Genomic DNA, 19,686 nt, shown 5'->3' with positions numbered 1-19,686 from the left:
AAAGGCGCCTATCGCCGCGCCTCTTAAGAATCTCCGGCTCTTTACTGCGCGCTGTCGCTGGCTGAATGGACGTGTTTCAGGTACATCTGTTCTCCACCGCAAAATGTCGCCGCTTAGGCGGTACCTTCGCTGCGGGATTCAAGCCTTAGGTCTTGAACCTCTTGCTCAGCGCCATTTTTGACTGCGGTTTTGGGGCATTTCAACCGTGCCGTTTCAGGGTGCCTTGTCTTGGATTTGGGTTTTGCTCCTTCTCCTCTCAGATGAGAAGGCAGGGATGAGGAGTGGTTTAACTCAACGCACAATGCGGCAAACCTCACCCCAGCCCTCTCCTTAAAAAGGAGAGGGAGCAAACAAAAACCACCTGAAACGGTACGGTATAAATGCCAGTAAGTCGCGTTCAGAAGTGACGCCGAATGAATGGTTCGAGACCAAAGGCTCGAAGCCTGAAATTCGGGAACCGCCTAAGCGGCGGCACTTCGCGACGATCACTAAAGTGCCTGAAACATGTCCATTCCAACCCTGCGCAGCCTCGATCTCACAGCAGTAAAAAACGCAGGGTTCCAAGGGAGGCGCGTTTACGCCTCCCTTGGTCGGTGTGGGCCGACGCCCACGACCTTGACCTTAAGAAAAGTTCCTTCGCTTCCAAGCGAAAAAAAAGGGCGCTTTTCAGCGCCCCCACTTGAGGATTATTAAGGTGAAACCTTAATAACTATTTCTTCAATTCAGCTCTCAAGTCCTTAACATCCGAACTCGATACGGCTGATGCTGAATTACCCCAGCTGTTACGGATATAGGTCAGCACGTTGGCGACATCCTGATCGCTCATCACACCATCGAAGGATGGCATTGATGGGGCGGTTGGTGCTGCTTTGGTAGCGACAGGGCGGCTGCCGGCCAGCACGACGCGGATGAGCGACGTGGCGTGATCCTGATTGATCAACGCGGAGTCGGCCAGACGCGGGAACAGACCTTCCTGACCTTGGCCGTTTGGCGTATGACAAGCTGAACAACGGTCGGCGTAAATCTGCTTCCCGGCGATCATCGCTTTATCATCGGCTTTGATTGGCTCTGGTGCTTTAGAACCGCTGTCGTGGCCGCTGTCTTTCAGGTAAACCGCGATCGCTTTCAGGTCGGCGTCGGTCCAGTGCTGGGACGAGTGATCCACTTCTTCAGCCATTGGGCCAGAAGCGATATCGAAACGGTTTGCGCCGGTTTTCAGATATTGCATCAGGTCTTCTTCGGTCCACTTACCAATCCCGGTGTGCTGGTTCACGGTGATGTCTGGAGCAACCCAGTTTTCAATCACCGCGCCTTGCAGGAACTGGCTCTCCTTGTCGCCGCCAATCAGGTTCTTCGGCGTGTGGCAGGTGCCGCAGTGGCCTAAACCTTCAACCAGATAAGCCCCACGGTTCCATTCAGCAGACTTATCCATTTTCGGCTTGTATTCACCCTTGGTGAAGTTCAGCCAGTTCCAACCCATCAGGCTGGTACGGACGTTGAAGGGGAAGGGCAGCTGGTTGCTTTCGATTTCGTTATGCACCGGCTGAACCGTCTGCAAATAGGCCCAGATCGCGGCGTTATCTTCGCGGGTGACTTTGGTGTAAGCCGTGAACGGCATGGCGCCGTACAGGCGTTTGCCGCCGTGGCCGATACCTTCGGACATCGCGCGTTGGAAGTCGTCGAAGCTCCATTTACCAATGCCGGTTTCTGGGTCAGGCGTGATGTTCGCGCCCACCAAGCGGCCGAAAGGCGTTTCGATTGGCACGCCGCCAGCAAAAGGTTTGGCATCTGGGGTGGAAGCCGTGTGGCACGCGGCACAGTCGCCGACGGTCGCCAGATAGCGGCCGCGCTCAACCTGCTCGAAAGCGCCATCGCCCGCGGCGTGGGCCAGACCAGATAGGGTTAAGGCCACCAGTCCGAGTGAGAAGGAAGCTAAAGTTTTCATGCAATCATCTCTCCCGGTTTCTTCAGATAATACTTGCGAATCGCTTCTGCGGCCTTGAACGCCAGTGCGCCAACGGTGCCCGTTGGGTTATAGCCTGGGTTCTGCGGGAAGGCGGAAGCGCCGACCACGAACAGGTTCGGCACATCCCACACCTGCAGGTGTTTGTTCACCGAGCTGGTTGCCGGGTCTGCGCCCATTACGAAGCCGCCCACCACGTGAGAGGACTGATACGGCGCGCCGTTCCAGTGGCCTTTCATCGGGTTTTCGACATATTGGCGCGGGTTCATGGCTTTAGCGATTTCGCCGACTTTCCCAGTACAATACGCGGCCATTTTCAGGTCGTTTTCTGGGAAGTCGAAGGTGACGCGCAGCAGCGGACGGCCTAAACGATCTTCGTAGTTCGGGTCAAGAGACAGATAGTTGGTGCGCGTGGTGTAGCTGCTGGCTTCACAACCAATCGACATGCTGCTCAGGTAGTTGTTTACCGTAGCTTTCTTCCACTCTTTACCCCATTTCGGCGTTCCCGGTGGGACAGGGCGATAGCCGATAGGTGCGCCGCCGATTGGCGTGACGCGAATACTGCCACCGCCGAAGAAGCCTAAGCCGCTGTGGTCGAAGTTGTCATTGTTGAAGTCGTCGATACCCATGCCCACGGCACCTGCGCCGATGAACGGGTTGAAGTTCTTGTCATCGAAGAACAGCTGCACGCCGTTGGCGGTTTGGTAGGCATAGTTACGCCCGGTGGTACCGGTCCCGCTGATAGGATCGTATGGCTTACCGATCCCCGACAGCAGCATCAGGCGCACGTTTTCAAAGGTAAACGCGGTGACGATCACTAAGTCAGCCGGTTGCTCCCACTCGTCGCCGGAGGAGTCGATATACACCACGCCAGTGACCTGTTTGCCGTCTGGAGATTTCACCACGCGCATCACTTCACAGCTGGTACGGGCTTCGAAATTCTCTTTGCGGATAAGCGCGGGCAGCACGGTGGTGATGGCGCTGGCTTTCGAATAGTTGGCACAGCCGTAGTTGGTACAGAAACCACAGTAGGTGCACGGGCCCATCTTGACGCCCAGCGGGTTGGTGTAGGCTTCGGACACCAGTGAGGATGGTACCGGGAAGGCTTTGTAACCCATGTTGCGCGCGGCTTCGGCGAACAGGGTTGGGCCATACGGCATGTCCATTGGCTTGGTTGGATATTCGATGGAGCGCATACCCTCGTAAGGATTGCCGCCTTCGTGGTGCTCGCCGTTCACATTGCTGGCTTTGCCGGAAACGCCCGCCAAACGCTCAAAAGAGGAGTAGTGCGGTTCCATCTCTTCCCAGTCCGTGCCCCAGTCTTGTAGCACTAACTCTTCTGGAATGGCCTTCGCGCCGTATTTCTCTGTCAGATGGCTTTTCAGGCGGAACTCGTCAGGCTGGAAGCGGAAGGTGATACCCGCCCAGTGGTTACCCGCGCCGCCGGTGCCGTTACCCGGGTGGAACGAACCCCATTCGCGCATCGGCAGTGCGGTTTGCGATGGGTTGTTACGGATGGTGATGGCGTTTTGCGCTGTCTGCACCATCAGCTCCTGGCGGCTGTTGTAGCGCAGTTCATCGGTGACGGTGGCGACGTTAAAATCACGCGCCGTATCACGCCACGGGCCGCGTTCAATAGCGACCACGTTCAGACCTTCGTCGGTCAATTCGCTGGCGATAATCGATCCGGCCCAGCCGAGACCAATCACCACCACGTCAGTTTTGGGTAGTTTCTTTGCCATAATCTGTTCTTTCGCCCCTAGCTTTTCATCTTCCATGCATCTCCACCGGAGATACTCAGCGGTTCCAGATCTAACTTCTGGTTATGTTTGCCGATGTATTCGCGATAGTCGTAACGCGCGCCCGGGAACCCAAGCATTTTCCATGACACCATGTTGCGGTTTCCGCCATAAATCGGGTCGGCGAAGAAACCTTCCATGGTGTTCTTCAGCGCGATATCGAAGAACAGTTTGGAATCGATGCCATTCAAAGCTATTTTTCCGGTTTGCAAGCCAGCCAAGATTTCATCCTGTTGGTCGCCGGTCAGATCTTTGAAGGATTTTTTGTGTTCCGTCTGGGTGTATTGCTCTAAAGCGGCCAGACCCAAACGGTAGCGCTGCTGAGGAACCAGAGGTGACTGGTCGCCCTGTTCCGGCGTGCCTTGCTTGAACGGGCCTTGCATATACAGACGGGAGTAGGTGCCGTAGAAACCGGCTAGCTGGCGGTCAATAAACACGGCACAACCGGCATCTTTGCCCCCAACGCTCAGTTCATCAGCGGGGATCAGACGGTCAACAATGGCTTCCAGCGCGGCGGCTTCGGCGTCGGTAAAGAACACCCAACCTTCGGTTTCAATCTGCGGGGGAGGACTGGCGTCAAAGGGGCTCCACACGGGCGTTCCTTTGAGCGTAATGGCGTTTGCTGCCTTGGCGACGCCGAGAGCGGCGGACGCGGCGGAAAACGTCAGGATCTGCCGACGCGTAACGCCGGGCAAGGTTTTTTTGCTCATCTATGTTCCCTTGTTTTATAGAATGCGCACTTCTCATCAGACAATCTGTGCTGTCTGACGAGGGGATACGGCGTGCAAATTTGTCATTATGTGTAGATCGTTAATTGTGATCATAGTCACGCGATGCAAAGAAAAATCTGCATTCGGGTGGCGTAACTAAAATCAAATTTACCTAGACAGGATAGATGATTAATCCTTGTAACGAGAACGGTCTTAGATGTTAAAAATGTTATGAAATGTGTAAATTTGGGTAAAGCTGTTATAGGAACCGTGTTTAATTTACACAACTTAAGGGCTACAAAGTGCGGCGAAATTCCTCTGCAGCCCCTGTCATTACTGACGTTGTGGTTTTGCTGACGCAGGGAAGATCCGTAGCAGAAAATTGCGCATCCGCACGACAAACCTTTCTTGGAAGATCACACAAATTGCCACAGTAAGTAGCAGATAAATCACATAACCGGTCACGCTGAGCTGCACTTTACCCGCCGCATCAACACAACCTTGCCAATCATTAAAGCAACTCATCGGCGCGCCGCGCAGTAACTGTTCCAGTGTGCGGAACAGGCTGAACAGCGGAACGTGCAGGGCGAAAATCGACAAAGAGGCAGCGCCAAGCCGTGGCGACCAGTGTCGCAGCCAGGCGCTTTTTGGATCGTGTGCCAAGGCACTCAGGTAGACCAAACAGACCTGCGAGGGAAGTAATAATCCATTGTGCAGCAGGAAGTACCAGTGCCGACCGTTGCCGTGAGTAAACAGCGCGGTGCCAATCAGGAAGCAGAGCAAAATCCCCAGCGCCAGCAGGGTGCGCGTCGAACGACCAATCACCAGATTGGCTCTCTGGTGCTGGCGGAAAATGCCATAACCGAGTATCCCCGCCAGAAACTCCGGCAGGCGGAACAGCGGCCCACGCTGCAACAGGCCAGTGAAAGGCATACCGTACTGCTGCTGCCAAATCACCCAAATGGGCGGCAGCAGGTAGAGGGCGCAGATGATCGCCATCCATAGCCATTTATGGCGCAGCGCCAGCAGTTTCGGGCCGAGCCACGGGAAGAACAGGTAGAAGAAAAACAGGGTGGAGAGTGACCAGAGCGGCGCATTGAAAGTCAGGAAGTAGGGGTTCCAGGCTTGCAGCATCAGCAGCTGTAATACGCCGTTAAATGCCAACTGGGCGTTAGTCATATAGTGGCGGAAAAGTTCGGGATTAGTGCCGGCCAGCTCGGAGTTGGTGTCATACACCACAAATCTCAGGCTTGAGCCGGGGCCTTCGGGCGGAATCGCAAGCCACTGCATCAGGCTGACCACCAAAATTGACGACGCCAGCGCCACAATATGGATTGGGTAGAGGTTGCAGAAGCGCTTTTTTAGAAAGCTTCTGCCCGACTCGCGCATCTGGTTGCCGTTAAAATAGACGTGAGTAAGCAGAAAGCCGGAAAGCACAAAGAAGGTGCTGGTGGCGAAGAACCCCATGCTGGTGAGTTCAGCCAAGAAGGGCACCGAACCGCGCTGCGGGTACTGATGAACCGTGTGGTAAATCATCACATAACAGCCGAGCAGGAAGCGCAGCCATTCCAAACCAATAAAACGTTGTTTTGATGCTTTCTGCATCCGTTGTCTCCGCAACAATAAAGCGACAATCCGTCGTTCCCAGACGTCATCAGGGAATGACAGCGTGCTCACGGATCAGGTCAACGAGGTATAACTGACGGGAGGTGAACGAAACTTAAACCAAATGTAAAAAATGTTTCAGAATTTACCTAAAGCGTTACCGAAAGTGGCCTAAAGTGCTCTTGTGCCTTGATAAATGTCCTCTGTAGGTTAAGATCGTTGTTCACTCTTTATTTGTGCAGGACATGACAGACGTCACAGAAGTTTTTCCCAATTTATTGAAGCGAATTGCGCCGCCACTGCGCACCTCACTGCTTATTCTGTGGGGATCGGCTTTCTATACTGCAAGCGCCAATGCGCTGACGGTAGACGCTTACCAGCGATTTTCTCCCGATGCTGACCTCTCAGCTCCCGCTGGTGATGCCAATTCGATGTTCAATGCCGGTACTCCTGCCCAAGATCCCAACACCTTGCCCAGTCTGGGTAGCGCTTATTACAAGCCCGCCAGCGGCGCGACGGCGGCTGAAACCAAAATCGCCAATACGCTGAAACAGTTTGGCGAGCAGAGCACCTCCAGCGACAGTCAGGACCCATTGCGCGAGCAGGCGGAAAGTTTGGCGCTAACGCAGGCCGCCAAGCTGGTGCAGAAAGAGACCAGCAGCTTACTCTCGCCGCTTGGCACCGCCAGCATGTCGCTCGACGTCAGCGGGCGAAATCTCGATGGCAGCCGGGGGCAGCTCTTCAGTCCGCTTTACCAAAACGACCATTTGTTGACTTACAGTCAGGTGGGGCTGGTCAGCGCCACGGACGCCACTGTGGGGAACTTCGGGCTGGGGCAGCGCTGGAATGAGGGCAGTTGGATGCTGGGCTATAACGCCTTTGTGGATAACGACTTCGACCATCAGCTAAGCCGTGGCAGCTTGGGCGCCGAGGCGTGGACCGATTACCTGCATTTCTCCACCAACTATTATCATCCGTTTTCCTCTTATAAGGCGGACAGCAGCAGTTCGCCGCAGCTTCGCCGCCAGGCGCGGGGCTATGACATCACCACCAAAGGCTATCTGCCGTTTTATCGCCAGATTGGCGCCTCGCTGAGCTTCGAGCAGTATTATGGCAATCAGGTGGACCTGTTCGGCAACGGCACGCGGCAGACCAATCCTTCGGCCATGACCTTTGGAGTGAATTACACGCCGGTGCCTTTGGTGACGGTGAAGGCCGCCCACCAGGCCGGGCAGGATGGCGACAATCAGGACAGCGTCGAGTTGACGCTCAATTACCGTCTTGGGGTGCCGCTCTCCCAGCAGCTTTCTGCCAACAATGTGGCCGAGGCGCACTCGCTGCGCGGCAGCCGGATGGACGTGGTCGAGCGCAATAACATGCCAGTGATGGATTTCAAACAGCGCAAAACGCTGTCGGTTTATCTGGCGACGCCGCCGTGGAATTTACAGCCGGGTGAAACCGTCGAGCTGAAATTGCAGGTCAGGGCACTCAACAGTGTCAGCGCGCTGAGCTGGCAGGGCGACACTCAGGCGCTAAGCCTGACGCCGCCGCACAATAACCGCGACACCGATGGCTGGAGCCTGATTGTGCCGCCGTGGGATAGCTCGCCGGATGCCAGCAACAGCTACCGTCTGTCCGTCACCGTGGTGGACAGCAAAGACCAGCATGTCACATCTAACTGGATCACCCTTAACGTCACGCCGCCGCCGCTGAGTGAAGATATGCAGCAGCAGAAGTTTAATTTTTAATGGGTGATTCACCGGCGTTTGATTAAGCTATTTATAATGGCTTTTTAATCTTGAGAACTTACCCATGCTAAAGCGCGCAGCGATCGGCATCTGCCTACTCAGTTCCTGTTGGACACTGGCCGCATTGGCCAGTGATAGCTTCTATATTAATCCCAACTCTTCTGCCGCCCAGTGGGTGAAAGCTCACCCTGACGACCCTCGCGCCAAAACCATTAACACCGCCATTGCCCAAGTGCCTTCGGCGATGTGGTTTACCGGCACCAGCCAAAGCAACGACCAACTGGCGCAGGCGGTGAGCCGCTATGTAAATGCCGCCAGCCAGGCTCAGCGCATTCCGCTGTTGGTAGCCTATAACCTGCCGGGACGGGATTGCAGCGGCGGAGCTTCTGCCGGAGGAGCGAGCGATGCCCAGAACTATCGCGGTTGGATCGATAATTTCATCAGCGGCGTCGGCAGCCAACCGGCGATGGTGGTGCTCGAACCCGATGCGCTGGCCGATAGCGACTGCCTGACCCCCACCAAACGCCAAGAGCGGCTGGGGCTAATTCACTATGCTTTGCAGCAGTTTCAGCAGCACGCGGTAAAGACCAAGGTGTATCTGGATGCGGGAAATGCAGGCTGGAAGCCCGAAGATGCCATGGCGGATCTGCTTAACGCGGCGGGCATTAATCTGGCGCAGGGCTTTGCGTTGAACGTGTCAAACTTCTATCGGCTTGAGCAATCGACGGCTTACGGCGAGGCGATTAACGCCCGGCTGGCGGCCAATTATGGTTATCGTAAATCGATGCTGATAGACACCGGACGCAGCGGCAACGGCTCTGAAAACGGCCAGTGGTGCAACCCGCCGGGGCGCAAAATTGGCAGTTTGCCGGGCAAGATTTCAGCTGACGCGATGGCAGTTTGGGTCAAGCAGCCCGGCGATTCCGACGGCGCGTCTTCCCCCAGCGCCGACTGCCACAACGGCCCGGCGGCGGGCGTTTTTAGCCCGGAACTGGCAGTGCGGCTAATTGAAGGGAAGTGATGGTCAGCAGCGATTTTGGGCGGATGCGGAAAGTTAAAAATAAGGCCATTCAGCTCCTCCCCTCCTGAAAGGGAAGGAGTAAAAAACCAAAACCAAACAAAAAAAGTTACCGTTAAATCACATTACTTTGCAGCACCCAGACCGCCGCTTCGACGCGGGATTTGAGTTTCATCTTCTTCAGCAGGTGCTTCACGTGAACTTTTACCGTGCTTTCGGTGATGTTCAGGCGGCGGGCGATCACCTTGTTGGGCAAGCCTTCGGCGATCAGTTTGATGATATCGCGCTCGCGCGGCGTCAAGGATTGAATGTCGCGATCGCCACTCGGGCGACTCTCGCGCAGGCTGGCCGCCAGCACTGGCGTCAGGGCTTCGCTGAGCACCATCTTGCCGCCTGCCGCATTGTGTAGCGCGGCGAGCAGGTCTTCCGGCTCCATATCTTTAAGCAGATAACCGTCGGCGCCGCGTTTGAGGGCGGTCACCACGTCATCTTCATGATTCGACACGCTAAACACCACGATGCGCCCAGAGAGGTCGGTTTGGCGCATTTTATCCAGCGTATCGAGGCCGTTCATGCCGGGCATATTGAGATCTAACAGGATTAAATCCGGGTCGAGCTGTTTTGCCAGTTCAACGCCTTGCTCGCCGTTACTCGCTTCGCCAATCACCTGCAGGGTAGTGTCCAGCGCGATAAGTTGCTTAACGCCGTTGCGCAGCATCGGGTGGTCATCAATCAATAAAATAGTCGAAGGGGTCGCGTCGTTCATACTTGCTCCTGGGGATTAATCGGCAATGCGTCTGGACGGAAGCGGACGGTGACCTGTGTCCCGCCGCTTTCCCGGCTGGTGATCTGGCATTGGCCGTGCAAACTTTTGGCGCGATCTTGCATGATGATCAGGCCGTAATGGTGCTGTCTTTCGATATTTTCTGGGATGCCATGACCGTCGTCGGTCACTTGCATCATAATTTCGTCGTGCTCACAGCTGAGTCTTAGGGAAATTTGCGCAGCATTGGCGTGCTTAAAGGCGTTGTTCAGGGCTTCGCGGGCAATGTGCAGCAGGTGAATCGCCTGATTGGCCGGTACCGATCGCGGCGGTAACTGGTAGTCAAAAGCGATAGTGATCCCCATGCGGGCCGAGAACTCATCTACCGCGTGCTGCAAGGCGGCGCGCAGGCCGGGGGTGTTCATCTGTAGGCGGAAAGTGGTCAGCAGTTCGCGCAACTGGCGATAAGCCGTATTCAGTTCGTCGCGCATCTGCTGCACCAACTGGCCGTTTTCTGCCGTCAACTCGCTCCCTTGCATTTGCAAACAGGCAATTTGGATTTTCAGGCAGGAGAGGGACTGCGCCAGCGAGTCGTGCAGCTCACGGGCAATGGCGGAACGCTCTTCCATCAGCATCAATTGCTGCTGATGTTCAGCCTGTCTTGCCAGCATTAAGGTGCTGGTCAGTTGCTCCAGTAGGGTCGTCACCAAACGCTGCTGGTCGCGCGTTAGCGAGGTGCCCTGTGGAAGCTGCGCCAGCAGAACCCCGTAATTCTCGCGCTCGTCTTGCAAACTCCAGCTGAGAGGTTGCTGGTGGCTATTTTCAGCAGATGCGTTGTTGTCGCTATATAAATGGTGCTGGCTCGCAGCCGGACTGCCGATATCATTAAACAGCTCGGCGCTGTTGTTCTCATACAGCCGCAGCTGCACGGACTGTAGCGGCGTCAGCTTCTGTAACTCCTCCAGCACCGGCACTAAACGCTGCTCCAGCGGGGCGCTGGTATGCAGCTGGCGGCTGACGCGATAGAGAAAATCCAGCACCTGATTCTTCTGCTGTAAATCGGCCGTTTTGTTATCTACCAGCTGCGCCAGGCTGTCCACCGTGCGCTCCAGCGCCTGCGACATACTGTTCAGCGACTGGCCGAGAATATCCATTTCATTGTGCGGGCGGGTCGTCTGGCTTACCTGATAACGCTGGCTAAAATCGCTGGCGCTCACCGCGTTGGCCTGCGCCAGCAGCCGTTTCCACGGCTCCAGCAGCCGACGGCGTAGAAACCAAATCGTCAGCCCCAGCAGTAAGAGTGTGACCAGCAGCAGGCCGCGCTGGACCAGTGAAATCAGCGTCAGGTGGTATTCGGTTTTATGCTCCAGCGCGGCCACCAGTTTGTCTAACTGGCCGACATACACCGCCACGTTGGAGGCCACCTGCGCGGGGGTCTGTGCCTGACGAATTTGATCCTTCAGCGTGGTAATCCAGTAGCGGCGCAGGGCGTCGAATTCTGGCTGGAGATCTTCACTTTGCACCGCGCGGCGCAGATCGAGATTGTCCTGATCTTGCTCCATCTGGCGCAAATAGGCGTTATTGGCCGGGGTCAGAGGCACCGAGGCCAGCAGGCGATAGCTCTGCATACGCAGCGAACCGGCCTTGTTGATGGCATGGGCGTTACCCTGAATGCTCTGCGCCATCCACGCGGCGACGCTCATCCCGCCAATGCCCAACAGGCCGAGCAACAGCATCAGCAGGGCAATTTGGCTGACTAGCGACAGCGGCGTCACAGCGCGTCTAAGCATCTTGTCATTCCTGTCAGTAACGTTAAGGGATAAGGGCATTCGGTTAGTGTGGGCATATTTTTTATTATCCGGCGTGATATCCCTATACTCCTATGGGAGTACCTATTTATTTCCACCGGAATAACGCCTGCTATCAATAGATATGCATAATGACATCAACTCTATGAATTATAGTCAATTATCAATCATGGCGGGGATACCCATAAAGGACGCATGGTGATTTTGAGGCCGAAACTTAACCACCATCTGCTTGATTTGCATCAACATCCCACAGGGGAGCACTACCTAGTGTTGGCAGCATTAATAACAACAATGCTCTGCCAATTCGAGGTTTTCCATGCCCCATACTTCAGCAACACCCGCGTCTAAACCGTCGAGACTCCTTCAGGACTGGCGACCGGAAGACTCCGCGTTCTGGGAGAAAACCGGCCATAAAGTGGCCAGCCGTAATCTGTGGATCTCTGTTCCTTCGCTCTTGTTAGGGTTCTGCGTCTGGATGTTGTTCAGCCTGGTCGCGGTCAATCTCAACAAGGTGGGTTTTAACTTCACCACCGACCAACTGTTTATGCTGACCGCCATTCCATCGGTGTCCGGTGCCATTCTGCGCGTGCCTTACTCCTTTATGATCCCGCTATTCGGCGGACGTCGCTGGACCGCCATCAGCACGGTATTTTTGATTATCCCATGCGCCTGGCTGGGTTTTGCGGTGCAAGACACCAGCACGTCTTACAATACTTTCCTGATTATCTCTTTGCTCTGTGGTTTCGGCGGCGCGAACTTCGCATCCAGCATGGCAAATATCAGCTTCTTCTACCCGAAAGCCAAGCAGGGCGGCGCTCTGGGGATTAACGGCGGTCTAGGTAATATGGGCGTCAGCGTGATGCAGTTGCTGGCTCCGTTAGCTATTTCACTGGGCATTTTTGGTGCCTTTAGCCAGCCACAGACCTTGGCCGATGGCAGCAGCATGTGGCTGCAAAACGCCGCGTGGATCTGGGTGCCTTTCCTGGTTATCTGCACCGTCGCCGCGTGGTTCGGCATGAACGATTTGGCGTCGTCGAAAGCCTCTATTCGCCAGCAGTTGCCGGTGTTAAAGCGCGGTCACCTGTGGATCATGTGCGTGCTGTATCTGGCGGCGTTCGGCTCATTTATCGGCTTTTCCGCCGGTTTTGCCATGCTGACCAAAACCCAGTTTCCTGAAGTGAATATCATGCACTACGCCTTCTTCGGCCCGTTCTTCGGTGCACTGGCGCGTTCCGGCGGCGGCATGTTGTCTGACCGTTTAGGCGGCGTTCGCGTGACGTTCTGGAACTACGTGGTGATGGCGATTGCCGCCGCCTTGCTGTTCTTAACGCTGCCAAGCGGCGGCGCGGGTGGCAATTTCCCAGCCTTCTTCGGCGTGTTTATGGTGCTGTTCCTGACTGCCGGTCTGGGCAGTGGTTCGACTTATCAGATGATCGCGGTGATCTTCCGCAAACTGACCACCGACCAAGCACTGGCTCGTGGCGAAACGGCAGAATCCGCCCAGCGCGAAGCCATCACCGACACTGCCGCGGCATTAGGCTTTATCTCCTCCATTGGCGCCATTGGCGGCTACTTCATCCCGAAAGCCTTCGGCACATCCCTCGCCATGACCGGCTCTCCGGCGGGCGCAATGAAAGTGTTCCTGGTGTTTTACGTGGTGTGCGCGGTGATCACATGGGTGGTTTACTGGCGGAATTTGGATAAGGGGTTTGCGACGAAGAAAGCTCGTTGATACTTTTTGAAGGTCAACTTCAAGGTCGTGGGCGTCGGCCCACACCGACCAAGGGAGGCGTAAACGCGCCTCCCTTGGAACCCTGCGTTTTTCCTGCTGGAAGATAGAGGCTTCGCAGGGTTGGAACGGACATGTTTCAGCAGCCTTGATGATCGTCGCGAAGTGCCGCCGCTTAGGCGGCGACATTTTGCGGTGGATAACAGAAGTCCCTGAAACACGTCCGCCTCACGAGCGAAGCGCGCAGTAAAGAGCCGGGGAGTCTTGAGGGGCGCGGCGATAGGCGCCCCTCGAGGCCGGTGTGGCGGCAGCGCACGACCTTGCCCTTAGCGGCCCAGGGACGCCCCCCGTCCCATCACCGACACCACTTCTCAATCGCTAAAGCAATCGCCTTCGTGCAATTCACCAGATCCTCGACCGATACGCGCTCATTGGGCTGGTGCGACTGCGCCGGGTCGCCGGGGCCGAAGTTGACGGTTGGCGTGTTGCCTATGCCGGTTGGCAGGCCGATGTCGCTGTGCGCGCCGAAGCCGGAGAGCACTGGCGACAGATTGGCTTCTACTACCGCCTCTTGGAAAGTCTGCACGAAAGGGTGATCCGACGGCACTTCGGCGCAGTCGGCGTCCAAAATCCATTCGATATAAGCCGGGTGGGCGCGCAGGTAAGGGTCGGCTTCGCACACGCGGGCGATGTGTTCTTCGACCTCGCGCTTCACGTGTCCGCCTAGGCCAAACTCATCTTTCTCATGCGGCAGATACTGGACGTCGATGATGATTTCCCCGTGTCCGGCGGTGGAAGAAGGGTGCTCGCCCACTTTAAGCTGGGTGATCATCACCTTGTTCGGCATCTCCATCAGCGGGTGATTCTTCTTCGGATCGTACTGCCAGCGGCGGTTGAGAATGTCGATTCCGTCCATGATCTGGCGACACAGCTCGACGGCGTCCACCGGGCCGGTGCTGTCCCACGAATTTGGCGTCAGCTCAGCGTGACCGCCCACGCCGTTGACGATGATTTTGCCCCACAGAATACCGTGGCAAATTGGCGCGATTTGGTTAGCGCTTGGCTCAGTCATGATCCCCGCGTCGGCGCGGAAACCGCGGTCGACCATGGCGAGCGAGCCCATGCCGCCAATCTCTTCATCGACCACCGTGGTGAAGACCACATCGCCGGACAGCTCGACGCCCAGATCTTTCAAAAACTCCACGGCCATTAACATGCAGGCGACGCCGCCTTTCATGTCCACCGCGCCGCGCCCGTAGACGAAATCGTCAATCACTTCTGGCAAAAACGGATCGGTGCGCCAGTGGGAGCGCGCGCCCGGTGGCACCACGTCGATATGCCCGGTGAGCATGATGGATTTGCCGCCGCCGGTGCCTTTTAAGGTGCCGCCAAGGTTGGGGCGACCTTCAAAAGTGCGGCCTTTATTAGCGCCGGGGCGGCCTTTGTATTTCTCATATAATGCCGGACCATCTGGGTCCCACAGGTCAGTCTCCATGCCCAACTGGTGCAGGCGCTGTTGTAGATAGAGCTGGCAATCGCGCTCGCCCGGCCCGGCCTGAGTAGGGTCTGCCATCACGATCGAAGGGAATGACAAAATATCGCACAGCGTCTGGACGATGCGCTGCTTGTTGGCGTCGATATGGTCCGCCAGCGCCTGAGTAGAAAAGGTCATTGATTAGCTCCGGGTTTTTGAAAGACGATCGGCCAGCAGCACCGCGATCAGTAACAGACCGACCACGCCCACTTGCCAAACGGTGTTAATACCAAACTGCAACATGCTGGTTTTAAGCGTGACCAGCAGCAGGACGGCGGCGAATACTCCCGCCACGCCCCCTTTGCCGCCAAATATCGCCACGCCACCCAGCAGGGCCGCGGTTAATGATTCCAGTTCAAGATTGACCCCCGCATTCGGCCTGCCGCTGCCGAGCCACGACAGGGAAACAAAGCCCGCACCGCCCGCCAGCATGCCGCACAGGGAGTAGAGCAGAATGCGCGCGCGGTCGACCGGGATGCCCACCAGTCGCGCCGAGTGTTCGTTAAAGCCCATGGCGTAAATCCAGCGCCCCCAGGAGGTAAACGACAGCAACAGAGCGGCAATCACAAACGCGGGAATAACCAGCGTGAGGAATGGCAGGGGGATGTCGGCCAGCACGCCGCGTCCCCAAGGCAGGACCCACGCCGGAACCCCGGCCTGCGCCGCGCCGCCGGTGAGCGACAGCGCCAGACCGGAATAGGCGTAGAAGGTGCCGAGGGTGACAATCAGCGGGTAGATTTTCAGCCTGGCGATCAGTAGGCCGTTAACCGCGCCGAGCAGGAAGCCGCACAGCAGGCACACCATCGGCAGCAGCACAGCCGGAACGCCAGCCTGGAGCGCCATCACGCCAGCAATGGCCGACAGCGACACATTGCCACCCACCGACAGGTCAATCCCCGCGCCGCCTGCCAGCACCACCAAGGCTTGCCCCAGCGACACCAGCGCCAGCAGCGTGGCGAACTGCAAGATGCTGGTTAAGGTTGCGCCAGACAAAATCGACGGTTGCCCAATCAGCAGGGTTAACGCCAGTGCCACCCACAGCCCGCAGAGCAGAGTGAGCACCAGGTTTTTACGATAAAGGCGGGAAGCTCCCGCGGTGAGAATCATGTGGTTCCTTCTCCTTTAAGACGATTTTTACGCAGGTTCATGTTGTGAATGCGCAACCTGCCGCTGAGCACTTCGGCGGTGAGCACCAGCAGCAGCAGGCCGCCGGTGACTACGGTTTGCCACAGCGACGGCACGCCAATCAGCAGCAGGCCGTTTTGCAATATACGCAGCAGGAACACGCCGAGTACCGTGCCCAGCAGGCTACAGTGGCCGCCCATAATGCCGGTTCCGCCCAGCACCACGGCGGCAATGGCTTCCAGCGCCAGCTGGCTGCCGATAGTCATTTCGACGTTGCGATAGGTGCCGACATAGAAGGTAGCCGCCAGCCCGCACAGCAGGCCGCTGATGATGAACGTGGCGAAACGAACGCGGGTGACCGCAATGCCGGAAAGTCGTGCTTTATCTTCCGAATTGCCGATAGCCAGCAGGTGCAAGCCATAAGGCGTGCGGCGCAGCGCCAGCCAGACCAGTCCGTAAGCCAGAGCAATCACCCAGACAGTCACGGGCAGGCCGAGCAGCGGCGCGCTGACTAACTGGGTCAGCGAGTCCGGCAGCCCCGACAGCCACTGGCCGCCGAGCAGGGCAAACACCGCCGTGCGATAGACGCCATACAGCCCCAGCGTGCCGACGATGGCGGGAATGCGACCTGCCACCACCACCAGCGCGCTAATAACGCCAATCACCGCGCCTACCAAGGGGCCGGAAAGGGCGGTCAGGCCGGGAGAAACGCCCGCGTTGAGCAACTGTCCAATGACAATCGCCGCCAGCCCCATCACCACGCCGACCGAGACGTCCACGCCGCCCATTGCCAGCAGCAGCGTCATGCCCAGCCCAATCAAGAGTAATTCTGTGCTGTTGCGCAGCACGGTCGTCAGGTTATCCAGCGTGGCAAAATAGGGCGATGCCAGACTGAAAATAACGATGGCGACCAGACAAACGCAGGCCAGCGTCAGCTCCCGCCCCGAGAATTTCAGGGCGGGCGTGAAGGATGTTGCCACGGCAGTGTCCCCTCAGTGTTGCGATTCAGTTTTGCGATAAAAATCAGAAGTGGAATTGGTCGACGTTTTGCTTGGTAAACACCGCCGGTGCGCCGAGCAGCAGCACGCCGGTTTTCGCGTCGTAAGCCACTTTCTGATCCAGACCCGGCACGCTGTTTTCGGCACTAAAGGTTTTACCGTCGATCAGCTGTTTGCCCGCCCAGACGGTGAGGTAGCCGAGTTTTTCCGGGTCCCACAGCACGGAGAAGCCAAAGGAGCCGCTTTTCAGGTAGGCGCGCGCGGTGTCTGGGCTGCAATAGCCGGTGCCCACCACTTTGCCAATTTTTCCGGCGGTCTCGATGGCCTGCGCCACGCCCGGACAGGTGGTAGAGGCGACGGCGATAATGCCTTTCAGGTCAGGGTTGGCGGCGATCATGTCGGCGGAAATTTGCGCCGCGCGGCTGGAGGTGCCGCCCGCAAACTGCGGTTTCAGCAGCGTGACATTCGGGTATTTGGCCTTGACGCGCTGCTGCATAAAGCTAATCCACGCGTTGAGGTTTGAGGCAGTGGCTTCGCCGGAAACTATGCCAATCTTGGCGTGGTCTCCGACGCGTTTCACCATCTCGTCAATCACCGTATCGCCCAGCCCCTCGTCCGTGGCCTGCGCCACGTAGACCGCGCGGCCGCTGTCCGGCGCGTCGCTGTCACTGGTGAAAAGCTTGATATTTTTGGCTTTGGCCTGCTCGACCACCGGCGCGATGCTCGAGGCATCCAGCACGCTGACCGAAATAGCGTTAACGCCCTGAGCAATCAGGTTTTGCACGATTTGCAGCTGGTCCATCGGGTTGGTATCCACCGGCCCCGAGTAGATGAAATCCACGCCAAACGCCTTAGCCGCGCGGTTGCCGCCGTCCTGCATCGCTTTGAAATAGGGAATACCGACGATTTGCGGCACAAAGGCCACTTTCGGTTTGTCTTGGGCGAAGGCGCTAAAAGCCGTCGCGCCGAGCAGAGCAGATGCCACCATGGTGCTGATCATTTTTTTCAACATAGAAAGCCCACCTGTCATGAATGTGAGAGATAACTGCTGTGTTTTTTGGTTTTGTAATGTGGATCTGGTGTTGTGTTGTTTGGTGATGCAACGTTGTGGATCTCAGGTCAGGCCGTTGCGGCCTCGAACGCTCGTGCTTCGGGGTGCGCGCCGGTGATCAGCGACACAATCTCTTCCGGCGTGGTGTCGGCGCGTCGGCGCTCGGCAATTTTTCTGCCGCGACGGAACACCACCATGCGATCGGCGACTTCAAACACGTCGGCGATGTTGTGGCTGATAAGCACCACCGCGCAGCCGCGCTCCGCCAGTTTGCGGGTGAGGGCCAGCACTTTGCGGGTTTCAGCGACGGCCAGCGCGGCGGTCGGTTCATCCATAATCACCAGCTTGGCGTTAAGGTTAAGCGCGCGGCAGATAGCCACCGCCTGCCGCTGGCCGCCGGAGAGGCTGCCAACCGGCGCTTCCGGGTCAGAAATATGGGCTTCCAGCTCGTGCAGCAGCTCGGCGACCTTTGAGCGCATCGCCTGCTGGCGCAGAAAAGGAATGCCTAAGAAGGAGTGTTTCAACTCGCGCCCAAGAAAGACGTTTTCCGCGATAGACAGATTTTCGGACAGCGCCAGCTCCTGAAAAATAGTGGCGATGCCGCAGTCCGAGGCGTCTTTCGGTGAGTTGAAACTCACTGCTTTGCCATCCACCATCAATTCGCCGCCGCTGGCCGGATGCGCGCCCGCCAGCACTTTGGTGAAGGTGGATTTACCGGCGCCGTTATCACCCAACAGGGCCAATACTTCGCCGGGATAAATCTCCAGATTGACGTCGCGCAGGGCGGTTAACGCCCCAAAGCGCTTAGTAATGTTAACGGCCTGAACGTAGGGCTGAGCCATGGCGAATCTCCCGTAGAGTCTTGGGCTATCAGGCGTTGTCGAGGTGGGTGAGCCAGCTCAGACAGTTTTTCCACAGCTGGTCATAGCCCGGCCATGCGATGAATTCGCCAGGTACCCAGTGCGGTCCGATGTCCGAGGTCCAGGCAATGGAGCGGCCTTGGCCATAGGTACCGGTGACCAACAGTGGGTGTCCGCCTTCGTCGTCCGGCAGGGTAGCCAGCACTTCCGCGCCTTCTTTCAGCACCACTTCGTTAGCGCCGAGCAGCAGCGGCCATGGGCCTTCGATGCCGCGCAGGATGGCGTGGTTTTTATCGCCGGTGATTTTAGCCGAGAAGCCTTCCGGCACTTCAAGACGGTCGTCATACGGCAGGCAGGTGACCGGCAACACGTCTTCCACCGGGGTGTTGCGCCAGCGCGCTTTGCCGTCAATGCCTTGGAAGGAGAAGTAGCCGCCAATCATCATCAAGCCGCCGCCTTCTTCGGTCCATTGACGTAATAATTTCAGACGGTTAGGCATAGGTTTGCTGTGCAGCCAGACTGCAGGCGGCAACAGCAGGGAGTTAGCGCCAATGTCCGACAAGATAATGGCGTCGTAGGCTTTCAGGCTTTCAAGATCGAAGGGCATTTTTTCCACCACTTCATGAGCCGGTAGATAGGTCAGCTCAAACTCGCTGCCTTTTAGCGCATTAACCAGCGGCTCCGCGCCTAAGTGGAAAGTGACGCTACCGAACTGATCAAAACCTTTATAGTGAGTCGCGGAACTGACCCAGCTTTCACCTAACAACAGCACGCGTTTAGTCATACCCATATTCTCCTGAATGAATTCCCCTGGTGAGGGCCTCTTTAGAACATCTCCGTAGCAAGGTGATAACAAAGTAAACCGGTTTAGTAAAGCGGTTTAGTGGTCAATATGTGAGCTGGGTGGTCAAATATAAGACATTTATATGAATCTTTTGCGAAGCATCAAAGTGGGCGAAAAAGGCCACGTGC

Annotated in this window: 15 protein-coding genes; 3 read left to right on the top strand and 12 right to left on the bottom strand. The window is 56.9% G+C overall.

The annotated features are described in order from the left end of the window. Window positions 1-709 precede the first annotated feature (709 nt). From SBO83_RS05850 to SBO83_RS05835, 4 genes are all read right to left on the bottom strand, one after another. A complete protein-coding gene (locus SBO83_RS05850) occupies window positions 710-1,945 on the bottom strand; it encodes a c-type cytochrome (RefSeq protein WP_396130780.1) in 1,236 nt (411 codons plus the stop codon). Continuing rightward, window positions 1,942-3,705, bottom strand: a complete 1,764-nt coding sequence (locus tag SBO83_RS05845; RefSeq protein WP_396130779.1) for a GMC oxidoreductase — start codon at window positions 3,703-3,705, stop codon at window positions 1,942-1,944. Before SBO83_RS05845 ends, SBO83_RS05850 begins: the two co-directional genes overlap by 4 nt. 17 nt (window positions 3,706-3,722) lie before the next feature. Next, the gene (locus SBO83_RS05840) at window positions 3,723-4,472 is read right to left on the bottom strand and encodes a gluconate 2-dehydrogenase subunit 3 family protein (protein WP_396130778.1); all 750 of its coding nucleotides are present in this window, start codon (window positions 4,470-4,472) and stop codon (window positions 3,723-3,725) included. A gap of 333 nt (window positions 4,473-4,805) precedes the next feature. Next, window positions 4,806-6,077, bottom strand: a complete 1,272-nt coding sequence (locus tag SBO83_RS05835) for an acyltransferase family protein (RefSeq protein WP_396130777.1) — start codon at window positions 6,075-6,077, stop codon at window positions 4,806-4,808. A 245-nt stretch (window positions 6,078-6,322) separates the two neighbouring features. Here SBO83_RS05835 and SBO83_RS05830 point away from each other — a divergent pair, with 245 nt between their 5' ends. Further along, a complete protein-coding gene (locus SBO83_RS05830; protein WP_396130776.1) occupies window positions 6,323-7,825 on the top strand; it encodes a YchO/YchP family invasin in 1,503 nt (500 codons plus the stop codon). Between the two features lie 64 nt (window positions 7,826-7,889). Then, the gene (locus SBO83_RS05825; RefSeq protein ID WP_396130775.1) at window positions 7,890-8,846 is read left to right on the top strand and encodes a glycoside hydrolase family 6 protein; all 957 of its coding nucleotides are present in this window, start codon (window positions 7,890-7,892) and stop codon (window positions 8,844-8,846) included. A 112-nt stretch (window positions 8,847-8,958) separates the two neighbouring features. On the opposite strand, the gene narL is transcribed toward SBO83_RS05825, so the two are convergent. Beyond that, complete coding sequence (gene narL, locus SBO83_RS05820; protein ID WP_185690010.1) at window positions 8,959-9,609, bottom strand: two-component system response regulator NarL; 651 nt, start codon at window positions 9,607-9,609, stop codon at window positions 8,959-8,961. After that, the gene (gene narX, locus SBO83_RS05815) at window positions 9,606-11,396 is read right to left on the bottom strand and encodes a nitrate/nitrite two-component system sensor histidine kinase NarX (RefSeq protein ID WP_396130774.1); all 1,791 of its coding nucleotides are present in this window, start codon (window positions 11,394-11,396) and stop codon (window positions 9,606-9,608) included. Before narX ends, narL begins: the two co-directional genes overlap by 4 nt. A 337-nt stretch (window positions 11,397-11,733) precedes the next feature. On the opposite strand from narX, the gene SBO83_RS05810 reads away from it, so the two are divergent. Continuing rightward, complete coding sequence (locus SBO83_RS05810; RefSeq protein ID WP_396130773.1) at window positions 11,734-13,149, top strand: NarK family nitrate/nitrite MFS transporter; 1,416 nt, start codon at window positions 11,734-11,736, stop codon at window positions 13,147-13,149. 352 nt (window positions 13,150-13,501) lie between these two features. Here the strand turns inward: SBO83_RS05810 and SBO83_RS05805 are convergent, their stop codons facing one another. The 6 genes from SBO83_RS05805 to SBO83_RS05780 all read right to left on the bottom strand — a co-directional run bounded on the left by SBO83_RS05805 (window position 13,502) and on the right by SBO83_RS05780 (window position 19,498). Next, window positions 13,502-14,818, bottom strand: a complete 1,317-nt coding sequence (locus SBO83_RS05805) for an ArgE/DapE family deacylase (protein ID WP_396130772.1) — start codon at window positions 14,816-14,818, stop codon at window positions 13,502-13,504. Between the two features lie 3 nt (window positions 14,819-14,821). Beyond that, window positions 14,822-15,787, bottom strand: a complete 966-nt coding sequence (locus SBO83_RS05800) for an ABC transporter permease subunit (protein WP_396130771.1) — start codon at window positions 15,785-15,787, stop codon at window positions 14,822-14,824. After that, window positions 15,784-16,785: an ABC transporter permease subunit gene (locus SBO83_RS05795; RefSeq protein WP_396130770.1), complete on the bottom strand. Its 1,002-nt coding sequence runs from the start codon at window positions 16,783-16,785 to the stop codon at window positions 15,784-15,786. The genes SBO83_RS05800 and SBO83_RS05795 overlap by 4 nt, the downstream gene beginning before the upstream one ends. A gap of 43 nt (window positions 16,786-16,828) precedes the next feature. Then, complete coding sequence (locus SBO83_RS05790; protein WP_396130769.1) at window positions 16,829-17,815, bottom strand: autoinducer 2 ABC transporter substrate-binding protein; 987 nt, start codon at window positions 17,813-17,815, stop codon at window positions 16,829-16,831. A gap of 107 nt (window positions 17,816-17,922) precedes the next feature. After that, window positions 17,923-18,696: an ATP-binding cassette domain-containing protein gene (locus SBO83_RS05785; RefSeq protein WP_396130768.1), complete on the bottom strand. Its 774-nt coding sequence runs from the start codon at window positions 18,694-18,696 to the stop codon at window positions 17,923-17,925. Between the two features lie 28 nt (window positions 18,697-18,724). Then, window positions 18,725-19,498 (bottom strand): glutamine amidotransferase, encoded by a 774-nt coding sequence (locus SBO83_RS05780; protein WP_396130935.1) that lies wholly within the window; start codon window positions 19,496-19,498, stop codon window positions 18,725-18,727. Window positions 19,499-19,686: the final 188 nt, after the last annotated feature.

Origin of the sequence: Ewingella allii (assembly GCF_044430645.1) — a bacterium.
Lineage (GTDB): Bacteria > Pseudomonadota > Gammaproteobacteria > Enterobacterales > Enterobacteriaceae > Ewingella > Ewingella allii.
This window is presented reverse-complemented; position numbering and strand designations above follow the sequence as displayed.